We start from the raw sequence: 12,030 nt of genomic DNA on the forward strand, positions 1-12,030 counted from the left end.
GCCGGGAGGCATTTCAGGGGCCAGACTATATGCCACTTGTCGAGATCGAAGACCTCAAGGTCACCTTCCGCCATTATGGCGGGTCCGTCGAGGCCGTTCGCAGCATCAGCTTCAGCCTCGAGGAGGGGGAAAGCCTCGGCATCGTCGGCGAAAGCGGCTCCGGTAAATCGGTCAGCTGCAGCGCCCTGCTCCGCCTGCTGCCGGCCACGGCGGAAGTTCAGGCCAAGGCCATGCGGCTCGATGGTGTGGATGTGCTGAAGGCTAACAAGGAAGACCTGGCTCGGCTGCGCGGCCGGGCCGCGGCGATGATCTTCCAGGATCCGATGACGGCCTTTGATCCGGTCTTCACCATAGGCCACCAGATTGTCGAAACCATTCAGGCGCATCGCAAGCTTTCCAAAAAGGACGCTCGGATCGAGGCCGAGCAATTGCTGCTGCGCGTCGAGATCAAGAATGCGCGCGACGTGCTCGACTATTATCCGCATCAGCTGTCCGGAGGCATGCTGCAGCGGGCGATGATCGCCATGGCGCTGTCCTGCCGGCCCAAGGTGCTGATTGCCGACGAGCCCACCACGGCGCTCGATGTCACCATCCAGGCGCAGATCCTCCAGCTCATCAAAAAGGTGCAGGCCGAATTCGGCATGGCGCTGATCATGATCACCCATGACCTCGGCGTCATAGCCGAAACCGTCGATCGCGTGCTGGTCATGTATCAGGGTGCAGTGATGGAACAGGGCCCGGTGCAGCAGATCTTCGATGCGCCGCAGCATGCCTATACCAAGCAGTTGCTCGCGAGCCTGCACGCCAGTTTCGAACCGTCGCGCGGCGACGACGAGGCAACACCGGCGCTGGAACTGCGTGGGCTGGCCAAGGCCTATCGCATTCGTCGCCGGCGCGGCTTTCGCACCGACTATTCCGATTTCCATGCGGTGCGCGAGGTCAATATCGCCCTGCCCCGTAACCGGATCGTTGCCATTGTCGGCGAGAGCGGTTCGGGCAAGACGACCACGGGCATGATGGCCATGCGCCTGACCGACGCCAGCCGCGGGCAGATCCTGCTGCATGGCACCGATATTTCCGAGCTTTCGCCCGAAGCGCTGAAGCCCTGGCGCAAGCAGATGCAGATCATCTTTCAGGACAGCTATTCGGCGCTCGATCCGATGATGACCCTGGTGCAGATCATCGCCGAGCCACTGCATATCCACAAGATCGGCACGCCCAGGGAGCAAGAGGCCAAGGCGCTCGACTGGCTCACCCGGGTCGGCCTCAATGCCAGCTTTGCCAGCCGCTATCCGCATGAATTGTCGGGCGGCCAGCGCCAGCGCGTCGCCATCGCCCGTGCCCTCGTGCTCGAGCCCAGCGTCCTCGTCGCCGACGAACCCACCTCGGCCCTCGACGTGACCGTCAAGGCGCAGATCATCGGCCTGCTGAAAAAACTCCAGGCGGAACTGGGCCTCTCCATGCTGTTCATCAGCCATGACCTGTCGACCGTCAAATCGCTGACCGACAGCGTCGTCGTCATGTATCGCGGCCGCGTGGTCGAGGAGGCGCCGACCGCGCGCATCTTTGCCGAGCCGCAGCATCCCTATACCCGAGCCCTGCTCGATGCCGTTCCTGCCACCAACCCACGCGACAAGCGCGCGCGCACTTTCCTCACCGGCGAGGAGATCGACGCCGCGACGCCCCGTTTCACCGTGATCCAGACCGGATCGGCACCGCATGCCGAACCGAGACTGGTCACCATCGCCCCCGGCCATCGCGTCGAAGCCATCGTCACGACCTGAGGAGAAACGGATGCTCGGTTACATCATTCGCCGCCTGCTCTCGGTCGCCGTGACCTTTATCGTGGTCTCGCTGATCATCTTCTTTGTCATGCATGCCATTCCCGGCGGGCCGTTCGACGCCAATGAAATGCCGGTGTCACAGGCCGTGCGCGACAAGATGATGGCCCAGCTCGGCCTCGATCAGCCGGTCTATGTGCAATATCTCAACTACATGGCTGGCGTGCTGCGCCTCGATTTCGGCGTGCCTTATCAGAGCCCCGGGGAAACCGTGCTCGGCCTGCTCTCCCGGGCCTGGGTGCCAAGCCTCGTCCTTGGTGGCCTGGGCGTGCTGATCGGCGCGCCACTTGGCATTCTGCTGGGCATGGCGGCGGCGCTCAACCGCAACAGCTGGATCGACTATGTCGCCTCGGCGCTGTCGACCATCGGGCTGACCATTCCCGTCTTCATCACCTCCATGCTCTTGATCCTGGTGTTTGCCGTCTGGCTCAACTGGCTGCCCGCCAGCGGCTGGGGCAAGCCCGAGCGCTGGATCCTGCCCATCGTCTGCTATGCGCTGATCCCGCTGGCGACCTATGCCCGCTACACGCGTTCGGCCATGCTCGACACGATGAGCCGGCAATTCGTCACCGTGCTGCGCGCCAAGGGCCTAAGCGAGCGCCGCATCATCTTCCAGCATGTGCTGCGCAATTCAGCCATTCCGCTGGTCACGGTCTTCCTGCCCATGTTCATCGGGACGGCGACCGGCTCGATCTTCGTCGAAGCCATGTTCCGCATTCCGGGCCTCGGCTCCTATTTCGTCTCCTCCATCCAGCAGCGCGACTATCCGCTCGAAATGGCGCTGATGCTGATGATCACCTTCATGTATTGCATCGCCTATCTGCTCGCCGACGTCGTCTACGCCCTGATCAATCCCCGTATCCGCGTCGGAGGCGCCGAATGACCGATATAGCCGCCGCACCCCCGATCATCCGCCAGCGCAGCCCGCTCTGGTTCGCCTGGCAGCGCTTCCTCGGCAACAAGGCCGCCGTCGGCGGAGGTCTCGTCCTCGGCATCCTGATCCTGATGGCAATCCTGGCGCCGCTGATCACCCGCCACCCGCCCGAAGCCCAGTTGTTCCTTACGGAGGCTTTGGCCTTCCCGTCGGAGCAGCACTGGTTCGGCATCGACAATCTCGGACGCGATTTCTTCAGCCGCATCGTTTACGGCGCGCAGATTTCGCTCTCCATCGGCTTCATCGCCGCCGGCTTCTCGGTGCTGATCGGCATTCCGCTCGGTGCGCTGGCCGGCTATTTCGGCGGCAGGACCGACTGGTTCATCATGCGGGTGATCGAACTTTTCTCGGTCGTCCCGCCGCTGCTGGCGGCCCTACTGCTCGGCTCGATGACTCGTGGCGGCTATGTGATGATCGTCCTGATCGCCGCGCTCTTCGGCTGGGTTCAGGTGTGTCTTTTGGTGCGCGCGCAGGTGAAGGCCTTCCGCGAGAAGGAATTTGTCCGTGCGGCGCAGGCGCTGGGTGCCTCGCCCTGGTATATCATCCGCCGCCACCTCATTCCCAATTCGATCAGCCCGATCATCGTCGGCTTCGTGCTGGCCATTCCGCTGGCCATGATGCTCGAAGCCAGCCTCAGCTTCCTCGGTGTCGGCGTGCCACCGCCGACCCCAACCTGGGGCCAGATGGTGAATGAGGGCATCGACTTCATGTTCTTCTACTGGCATCTGGCCGTCTTTCCGACTGCTGCCCTCGCCATCACCGTTCTTGCCACATCCCTCTTCGGCGACGGGCTGCGCGATGCCCTCGATCCGACCCTGAAAGGCCGTTGACGTGTCCGACAATCTTGCCCGGCAATTCCTCCTTCGCGAGGATGTCGTCTTCCTCAACCATGGCTCGTTCGGCGCCTGCCCCAGCCCGGTGTTCGACGCCTATCAGGGCTTCCAGCGCGAACTCGAGAGCGAGCCGGTAGAATTCCTCGGCCGCCGCCTGACCGAAATGATGGCCGCGCCGCGCGTGGCACTGGCCGCCGAACTGGGCACGGCACAGGACAATATCGCCGCCGTCATCAATGCCACCAGCGGGCTCAACATTGTGGCGCGCTCGCTGCCGCTGAAGCCGGGCGATCAGATCCTCACTACCGATCACGAATATTCGGCGCTGGAAAAGACCTGGGCCTTCGTCTGCCGCCAGACCGGGGCCGAGGTGGTCGTCGTCAAGGTGCCCATGCCACTGACTTCGGAAGCCGCCTTCACCGAAGCGCTGGTCAATGGCATGACCGACCGCACGAAGGTGCTGTTCCTCAGCCACATCACCTCGCCCACGGCCCTGCTCTTCCCCATTGCTCCCGCCATTGCCGAGGCCCGTCGCCGTGGCATCTGGTCGGTGATCGATGGTGCGCATACGCCTGGCCATATCCCCTTGGCGCTGGACGAGCTGGGCGCCGATTTCTACTCGGGTAATTGCCATAAGTGGCTGATGACGCCCAAGGGCTCGGCCTTCCTCTACGCCCGGCCCGAGATGCAGGGCATGATCGACCCGCTGGTCATCAGCCACGGCTGGACCGCCGAGAGCAAGCAGCCCGACGCCAAGGGCGCCTTCGGCAATTCGCCCTTCATCGACGAGATTGAGGTGCAGGGCACGCGCGATCCATCTGCCTGGCTGGCCGTGCCAGAAGCCCTGCGCTTCCGTCGTGACAATGACTGGACCTCCGTCATCTCCCATTGCACCCAGCTGGCGCAGGATACGGCTCGCCGCCTTGGCGAGTTGACCGGCCTCGCGCCGCTGTCATCACCGGGGTTTTGCGCGCCACAGATGGTCGCCATGCCAATCCCGGAATGCGACACGGCGGAAATCCACAAGCTGCTGTTTGATCGCTATCGCATCGAGATCCCGGTGTTCAAATGGCAGGACCATTGCATCGCCCGGGTGTCGGTGCAGGGCTACAACTCCCGGCCGCAGATGGACCGGCTGATCGAAGCATTGAGCGAATTGCTGGAACTGGGTGCGCCGCAACGCGCACATGGCTGACAGCGAGGCCAGGATGTGGTGATTGGCGGCAGCCAATCGCCTGGAGGATGAGCATCGTGAGTCGGCAAGCCGCGCTGCGCTATCTTGAACCTTTGGAAAACCGCTCGCGCAATGTGGCGGTGCTGGATGCACTTGCCGAAATGGTAGAGCGGGCGGGCCTGCAGATCGGCGACCGCCTGCCGCCAGAAGTTTCGCTGGCAGAAACGCTGGGCGTCGGCCGCTCGACCATTCGCGAGGCGCTCAACCGCTGGGAGGGCCTGGGCATCATTCGCCGCCGGCGTGGCGATGGCACCTATCTTTCCGCCCGGGTGCAAACCTCGCGCGGCCTGGTCCCGACCATGGTGCGGATGGAAGGCGAGGCCCTGCTGCGCCTCATGGAGATCCGCCGGACGCTGGAAAATGACGTGGTGCGCAAGGCGGCAACCAAGGCGACGCGGGAGCAGCGCGCGGAAATAGCCCGTCTTTGCACCCTGCTTCTCATCGAGGTCGACGCGGGCCGTCCCTGGCGCAAAACCGACCATGCTTTCCACGGCGCCATCTACGACGCCTCGGGCAATCCCATGTATGGCCAGCTGCTGCGCAATCTCGACAATGCGCTGGAGCGCGGCGGCGCCTCGCCCTTTGCTGCCGACAATTTCGGCCTCGGCTCCTTCCCGATGCATCGCGACCTGGCCGACGCCATCCTGGCGGAAGACGTCGACGGGGCTGTGGCCGCGATCAATGCCATTCTCGACTCGGTGGAAACCGAGGTTCGCAACATCATCGCCGGCCGCGGCAAGGCCTGAACCTTCCCGCGGCTGGATGAGGGATCTAGTTCTCGGGCACGCCGGCCTCTGAGGCCAGTTGCCCCAGCTTGACCTGCACCAGCAGGCTCAGCTCGTCATAGACATTCCATTCGTCGACGATCTTGCCGCCCTTCCAGTGATAGTGGCTCATGCCCATCACCTGCACGCGCTTGCCGGTCGGATCGCCCAGTTCGCCCAGGATACCATAGCCGAGGTGATGGCCTTCCATCACCCAGCGCACGGCGACCTTGATGCCGCCCTCTTCGCAGGGGTTGGAAGCGACATGCTGGATTTCGTAGCTCGCATCGGGCAGCGAACCGATCAGGCCCAGATGCTGGTGGATGATGGCAGCGACGCCATAGAGCTCCTTCATCAGCGGACCATGGTACTGCGCGGTCGGTGCATAGTCCTGGGCGATGCGGCCGAACATGCGCTTGACGAAAACCTCGTGCAGCATCTCGATGGTCTGCGCTTCGATATCGTTATGCGCGAGGCTGAGGTCCGCCTTTTCGTTCGGGCGGGTCTGACCCAGGAAGCGGCGGTTCTCGCCGATATCGAGCGAGGTCAGCCCTGCGTCGAACTTCTGCCTGGCGGTGCGGGCGGCAAAATGGTTGGGATCAAGGCCGAGCTGCTTGATGATCGCCATCTGGTCGGCCACCACCCACTCGCGATAGATCATGTTGCGATGGATCATGCAGTCGGCAATGGTCCGCGACACGAAGGGTTTGCCGGTCGGCTGGCCGAGATGGCCATATTGGGTATGGCGGCCCGAGCCGGTCACCAGATGGCTGGTATAGAAGCCGTCCTTGTCATTGCCGTTCCAGATCACCTGCGTGCCCATGCCGCGACGCTCGGGGAAGCTCACGAGACGCTGGATCGTGTCGCGCACGACATCCTCGCGATTGTAGATCGTGCCGGTGGTGCCATAGAGCACGCAGTTATGCGTGTAATGGGTATAGATCAGCCCGATGTCGCGCTCGTCCCAGATCTTGTGGGTGCAGCGGATGATGTAGTCGACAATGTCGGTATAGATGTCGTCGAAGCCGTCGAGCGACTGGCTGCGCGGACGGTCGGTCGGGGCCAGATCAGGATAGTCGCGGCGCTCCACCTGAAGCACGCTTTCCTCCAATGCCACGGCGGAACTGCCCTTGGCCTTGGGATTGCTGGTGGTCTCGCTCATGATCGCTCCTCGTTGGTCTGCCGGAATGGCATCGGTTTGCTCCAGCCAGGCGCGCACATGACGCGCCACTGCGGCCGGATTTTCAAGCGGGGCGAAGTGTCCCGCCTTTGGAATGGTAAAAAATCGGGCGCCGGGGATGGCTTGCGCCACTTCCTCATGCGCCTCCAGCGGGCAGACCTGCTCGGCCTCCCCTGCCAGGATCAGTGTCGGCACGGCGATGGCGCCCAGTCGCGGCCGGCCGTCGGCGCGGTGGATCGCCACTTCCGACTGGCTTGCCAGCACATCCGGCCCGGCATCGCGCGCCATGGCCGTGATCAGCTCGCGTAGTGTCGCGTCACCAAGATTCTCCGGTGCCACGAGCTTTTCCCAGGCATCGCCAATATAGCCGTCCATGCCTTCAGTCCGCGCCTTGTCGACCGAAGCGCGGCGCTTGATGGCATTGGCGGCGGGATCAGGCCGCGGTGTCGTGTCGACCAGGGCGAGACGAGAAATCCGCCCGGGTGCCTGTGCCATCATTTCCAGCGCCACAATGCCGCCCAGCGAAAAACCCAGGAGCGCAAACCGCTCCGGTGCAGCCGCCAGGATGCGTTCGGCAAGCTCCGCCGTGGACCCCGCCCCTGTCATGTCGCCAACCAGTGTCACCGCCACGTCGAGCGCGTCCAACAGCGGCGCGAAGAGGCGTGCGTCGCAGGCCGTGCCGGGCAAGAGCAGCAGCGGCAGGGGCGCCGTTGCGGCACCCTCCTGAACTTTGGCAGCGGGGATCGTTTCGTTCATCAACCCAAGTCCGCCCCGACCATCGGGGCAGGCCTCGACCAATGGCCAAGACCGATTTCGTCAAAAAATTCTGGCAAAATTTGAATACGTATGCAAGATCAAAAACGACCCATTGGTGACGCTCGATGCTAGCAGTCTGCTAACGTATGGGCGCCATCTGCTACGCTCTCGGAGTGATCTGCGAATGACCCAGTCTGCCAATTCCCCCTTTCCCGGCGTCACCTATGTGAAGGCGCCCGAGCGTTCCTCTATCAGTGATAATGCGCCGGTCGAGACCCTGGTCAGCGAGATCATTGCCAATGTGCGCAAGAATGGCGACGCGGCCGTGCGCGAGTATTCCGCCAAGTTCGACAAGTCCGATATCGGGGTCTTCGAAGTCACTGCTGCGGAACGAGAATCCGCACTGGCAGGGCTCGATCCGCAGACCCGCAAGGATACTGAATTCGCCATCGCCAATGTGCGCAAATTCGCCGAAGCGCAGCTCGCCACCATCCTGCCGCTCGAAGTCGAGACCCTGCCCGGCGTGCACATGGGCCACCGCGTCATCCCGATCCAGCGCGTCGGTTGCTATGTCCCCGGCGGTCGCTATCCCCTTCTCAGCGCACCAATAATGACGATCGTCCCGGCCAAGGTCGCCGGCGTCGACGAGGTCATTGCCTGCCTGCCGCCCAATGCCCACAGGGCCATGATCGCCGGCTGCCATCTGTCTGGTGCTGACCGAATTTTCCGCATCGGCGGGGCCCAGGCCATCGCCGCCATGGCCTATGGCACCGAGAGCGTCCCCGCCGTCAACAAGATCGTCGGCCCCGGCAACGCCTTCGTCAACGAGGCCAAGCGCCAGGTCTTCGGCCCGGTCGGCATCGACCAACTTGCTGGCCCGTCTGAGATTTTTGTCGTTGCGGACTCCACTGGCGATGCCGAAATGATCGCGACCGACCTGCTCGCCCAGGCGGAACACGACATCCGCACCCGCGTTGGCCTCATCACCACGGACAAGGCGCTGGCCGAGGCTGTCGCCAAGGAAGTCGAAGCCCAGCTCGCAACCCTCTCCACGGCCACAACCGCCCGTGAGGCCTGGATAAATTACGGCGAGATCACCGTCTGTGACAGCGAGGAAGCAATGATCGGCTATTCCGACCTGATCGCCGCCGAGCACCTGCAGGTGCACACCGCAGACGCCAAGGGCTTTGCCAAAAAACTGAGGAACTACGGCAGCTTGTTCATCGGTGAACTGGCCAGCGTCGTCTATTCCGACAAATGCTCGGGCACCAACCACACCCTCCCCACCATGGGTGCCGGCGCCTATACCGGCGGCCTCTGGGTTGGCGCCTATGTGAAAATCGCGACGCATCAGTGGCTTGACGAAGACGGCGTCAAACAGGTCGCTCCGCCAGCCGCCCGCCAATCCGCCAGCGAAGGCCTCGAAGGCCACCGCCGGGCCGCCCAACTCCGGCTCGACCGCATGCAGGCCAAAGCCTAAAGAAAAGGCCGGCGAAAGCCGGCCTTTTTGTTTTCCATCAGATGTTTGACGTCAGCTGATCTTGTCCGCCTCGAGCCAGGCAGCGCGCAGTTTTTCCACTGTAAAGCCTGGCGCCCGGGCAGCCGTCAGGATCGGCACTTCCTTGCGCATGACCACGTCGATGGCCCAGGCCATGCGCTCTATGTGCTCGGCCGGAATGACCACGGCACCATGCCGGTCGGCATGGATGAGGTCGTCCGGCCGCACGGCCATTCCGAAGACTGTGACCGGGCAATCGAGCTCGGTCACATGCACGAAGGCATGGCTGGGCCCCACCGATCCGGCAATCACTTGGTAGCCTTCGTCGAGCATGCCAAGATCGCGCAGCACGCCATTGGTCACCGTGCCGGCAATGCCCAGACCCTTGTGCTGCGCCACCTGCATTTCGCCCCAGAAACCACCGATGGCATGAGGGAAATCGGTGTCCTCGATCACCACGACATGCGGCTCGTCACCGGCCGAGACATATTCGTAATATTGCATCCGCAGCGACCGTACCTCCGCCGCTGGCTTCTGCGCCGCCGAGGTGGCGCGGATCTTTGCCGTGCGGGCAAAACCGACGACGGGCGGCAGGCTCGGATCGGCGCAAACCACTGGCGTCTTTGTAAAACCCTCGGCCGTGCGCCCGCCCATTACATGCTCCAGCGCATTGCACACGGTCGGCGTATCCGCCTTGCGCAGAGCCTCCAGAACGTCTGGGGAAATGGTCGGCATTGAAAAATCCTCCTCAAACAAAGAGACCTCGCCCGGCAAGGGGCGAGGTCCGAAACGACTGGTGGGCCTATTCGGCCGCCTTGGCTTCGGCCCAGACGGGGGCGGCCGGAGCTGCGGCACCACGCACGACGAAGGCAATCGCATCGGCAGAGGCCGGATTGCGGAAACCATGGGCGAGGCCAACCGGCACGGTCAGCGTGTCGCCTGCCCCCAGGATCAGCGCACCGTCAGCCCAATTCACCTCCAGCGTGCCGGACTGCACGAAGATGACTTCCTGCTCCTGACGGGCATGCAGGGCGATGGTCGCGCCAGTTTCAAGCTTCAGCCGACGCAGCGCAAAATCGTGCTGCCAGTGGCCGATGATGGGGCCGGCCTTGAAGCCATCCTGGGCATCAACGTCGCCGATCAGCGCCGCTTCCTCAACTCCTTCGCCGGCCAGCGGCGAGTTCGGATTGCCATGCATCTGCACGGGCTTGAGGGCATATTTGGCCAGCTCCTCAATCGGTGGGGTGGCCAGTTCTTTCATCTTCGCCTCGTCAGGCGGCAGTTCCATTTCGGCACCTTCCGGCACTGTCTCACCGATCGTCGTATCGATCAGCTTGCCACCCTTGAGCAGCTTCAGCCCGAAATCCTCGGCCATCTTGAAGACGCTGGGCGCCCAAACGACCTTGCCCGGATCGTCATGTCCCAACACCACTGCGAGGAAACCGGTGCCCTCGTCGCGCTTTTCAAAGCCGCGGAACATATGCGTGGGGACGGTCGCCACGTCGCCCGGCTCGACGTCCAGATAGCCTTCATCCTTGTTGGCGCCAAAGACGAAGCGCCACTTGCCGGTGTGGACGAGGAAGGTCTCGGCGGTGAGGTGGCTATGCTGGCTATTGGTGCAGCCGAAGGGCTGGCGGGCGGCACCGAAGTTGAAGCCGTGAGCTTCGGGGATATGCACCACCTGCGCCTTGTTCTCGCTGACGCCGGGTCCGATGATGGTGAAATTCTCTTTCCGGTCCGAGCCTGGTGTGCGCGCGTCGATGAAGGCGTTGCGCAGGCCCTTGAGGTCGGCGTAGCGGACCAGCCGCTTTTCCATTTCAGCCTGAGTCCAGGTGCTTTGAGTCATGATAAAATCCTCTCTCCGGTAGCAGGATAACAGTTTTGCATTCGTATGCAACACAGGTCACAGAAGGGTTGAAATCCTGACGGGTCAGACATTTCGCTAGCTCTGGCTGGGTTTATAGATGCGACGACCGTCGATCTCGACGACGCCGACTTTGGGCAGGCGGGCGGAGCTGCGCACCACCAGGTCGCCGTTAAGAATGCGGTGTTCGGCCTCGATCTCGCCGCTGGCGATCTGGTCCATCAGGATATCGACGGTGGACTCGACCATGCGCTTGACCGGCTGGCTCATCGAGGTGATGCCGTAGGAGGTCCAGCGCGCCGGGCCCACATCGTCGTAGCCGATGATGGACAGATCGTCGGGGATACGCAGGCCGAATTCGTGCCGCGCAATATCCATCACCGCCACGGCCATGTGGTCGTTGGCGACGAAAAGCGCCTCGGGCCGGTCAGGCCGCGACAGCAGTTTGCGCGCCGCAGCCTCCGCCTCGGAGCGGGAGAAATTGCCCGTTTCGACCATCGGGGCGCCAAAGCCATGCGCCGCGAGACCTTCGACAAAGCCCTGGTGACGGTCGCGATTGGTCGATGAATTTTCGAGACCCGAAATATAGCCGAAGCTCCTGTGCCCGCCAGCCACCAGGAAATCGGCGACCCGCTTGCCACCCTCGCGGTTGCGCGTGGTGACGCTGGAAACCGCATCGCGTTCGGTGGTGCGGTTGAACAGCACGACCGGAATTCCGGCCGTAGCGCATTCCTCGGACAGTTCAGACGAGAGCGAAGTGGAGGCGAGGATGATACCGTCCACGCGATACTGCATGAGCTGGTCGAAGACAGGGTCACTGTCTCGATCCATGAAGCCGGTGAACAGCAGCAGGTGGTAATTCTCGTCCGCCAGCGCCCGGCCCAGTTCTTCGAGCACGTCGGGATAGAAGAGATTTTCCAGATAGGCCATCACCACGGCGATGATGCGCGATCGATTGGTGATCAGCGATCGGGCGATGGCATTGGGGCGATAGCCCAGTTCCTTGGCTGACGCGAGCACCTTGGCCCGCGTCTTGGGGGCGATGGAGGCGCCTGGCGTGAAGCTGCGTGACACGGCCGACTGGGAAACGCCTGCATGGCGCGCCACTTCGGACGAGGTCACTCCG

10 protein-coding genes are annotated in these 12,030 nt (G+C 63.1%); 6 read left to right on the forward strand and 4 right to left on the reverse strand.

The window, feature by feature from the left end:
• Positions 1 to 29 precede the first annotated feature (29 nt).
• The 5 genes from P0Y65_10475 to P0Y65_10495 are packed head-to-tail and all read left to right on the forward strand — an operon-like array spanning position 30 to position 5,588.
• On the forward strand, positions 30 to 1,784 hold the full coding sequence (locus P0Y65_10475) for an ABC transporter ATP-binding protein (GenBank protein ID WEK06639.1): 1,755 nt from the start codon (positions 30 to 32) through the stop codon (positions 1,782 to 1,784).
• A gap of 10 nt (positions 1,785 to 1,794) precedes the next feature.
• Positions 1,795 to 2,724: an ABC transporter permease gene (locus P0Y65_10480; GenBank protein ID WEK06640.1), complete on the forward strand. Its 930-nt coding sequence runs from the start codon at positions 1,795 to 1,797 to the stop codon at positions 2,722 to 2,724.
• Positions 2,721 to 3,605 (forward strand): ABC transporter permease, encoded by an 885-nt coding sequence (locus P0Y65_10485; protein WEK06641.1) that lies wholly within the window; start codon positions 2,721 to 2,723, stop codon positions 3,603 to 3,605. The genes P0Y65_10480 and P0Y65_10485 overlap by 4 nt, the downstream gene beginning before the upstream one ends.
• Position 3,606: 1 nt before the next feature.
• Positions 3,607 to 4,803: an aminotransferase class V-fold PLP-dependent enzyme gene (locus tag P0Y65_10490; GenBank protein WEK06642.1), complete on the forward strand. Its 1,197-nt coding sequence runs from the start codon at positions 3,607 to 3,609 to the stop codon at positions 4,801 to 4,803.
• 56 nt (positions 4,804 to 4,859) lie between these two features.
• Positions 4,860 to 5,588: a FadR/GntR family transcriptional regulator gene (locus tag P0Y65_10495; GenBank protein WEK06643.1), complete on the forward strand. Its 729-nt coding sequence runs from the start codon at positions 4,860 to 4,862 to the stop codon at positions 5,586 to 5,588.
• Positions 5,589 to 5,613: 25 nt separating this feature from the next.
• Here P0Y65_10495 and P0Y65_10500 read toward each other — a convergent pair whose 3' ends face one another.
• Positions 5,614 to 7,542, reverse strand: coding sequence for an alpha/beta fold hydrolase (locus P0Y65_10500; protein ID WEK06644.1), 1,929 nt, complete (start codon positions 7,540 to 7,542; stop codon positions 5,614 to 5,616).
• Between the two features lie 184 nt (positions 7,543 to 7,726).
• Between P0Y65_10500 and hisD the strand changes: the two genes are divergently transcribed.
• Complete coding sequence (hisD, locus tag P0Y65_10505) at positions 7,727 to 9,022, forward strand: histidinol dehydrogenase (protein ID WEK06645.1); 1,296 nt, start codon at positions 7,727 to 7,729, stop codon at positions 9,020 to 9,022.
• 51 nt (positions 9,023 to 9,073) lie between these two features.
• Here the strand turns inward: hisD and P0Y65_10510 are convergent, their stop codons facing one another.
• The 3 genes from P0Y65_10510 to P0Y65_10520 form a co-directional block, all read right to left on the reverse strand.
• The gene (locus tag P0Y65_10510; protein WEK06646.1) at positions 9,074 to 9,775 is read right to left on the reverse strand and encodes an RraA family protein; all 702 of its coding nucleotides are present in this window, start codon (positions 9,773 to 9,775) and stop codon (positions 9,074 to 9,076) included.
• Positions 9,776 to 9,842: 67 nt separating this feature from the next.
• Positions 9,843 to 10,886 (reverse strand): cupin domain-containing protein, encoded by a 1,044-nt coding sequence (locus P0Y65_10515; protein ID WEK06647.1) that lies wholly within the window; start codon positions 10,884 to 10,886, stop codon positions 9,843 to 9,845.
• A gap of 96 nt (positions 10,887 to 10,982) precedes the next feature.
• The gene (locus tag P0Y65_10520) at positions 10,983 to 12,026 is read right to left on the reverse strand and encodes a LacI family DNA-binding transcriptional regulator (protein ID WEK06648.1); all 1,044 of its coding nucleotides are present in this window, start codon (positions 12,024 to 12,026) and stop codon (positions 10,983 to 10,985) included.
• Positions 12,027 to 12,030 lie beyond the last annotated feature (4 nt).

The organism is Candidatus Devosia phytovorans, assembly GCA_029202405.1.
Taxonomy (GTDB): domain Bacteria; phylum Pseudomonadota; class Alphaproteobacteria; order Rhizobiales; family Devosiaceae; genus Devosia; species Devosia phytovorans.

What these genes read in the sequence shown, in the direction of transcription:
- P0Y65_10480 (WEK06640.1), top strand. Translation starts at nt 1,795, where the DNA reads ATGCTCGGTTACATCATTCGCCGCCTGCTCTCGGTCGCCGTGACCTTT.
- P0Y65_10500 (WEK06644.1), bottom strand. Translation starts at nt 7,542, where the DNA reads ATGAACGAAACGATCCCCGCTGCCAAAGTTCAGGAGGGTGCCGCAACG.
- P0Y65_10475 (WEK06639.1), top strand. Translation starts at nt 30, where the DNA reads ATGCCACTTGTCGAGATCGAAGACCTCAAGGTCACCTTCCGCCATTAT.
- P0Y65_10515 (WEK06647.1), bottom strand. Translation starts at nt 10,886, where the DNA reads ATGACTCAAAGCACCTGGACTCAGGCTGAAATGGAAAAGCGGCTGGTC.
- P0Y65_10510 (WEK06646.1), bottom strand. Translation starts at nt 9,775, where the DNA reads ATGCCGACCATTTCCCCAGACGTTCTGGAGGCTCTGCGCAAGGCGGAT.
- P0Y65_10485 (WEK06641.1), top strand. Translation starts at nt 2,721, where the DNA reads ATGACCGATATAGCCGCCGCACCCCCGATCATCCGCCAGCGCAGCCCG.
- hisD (WEK06645.1), top strand. Translation starts at nt 7,727, where the DNA reads ATGACCCAGTCTGCCAATTCCCCCTTTCCCGGCGTCACCTATGTGAAG.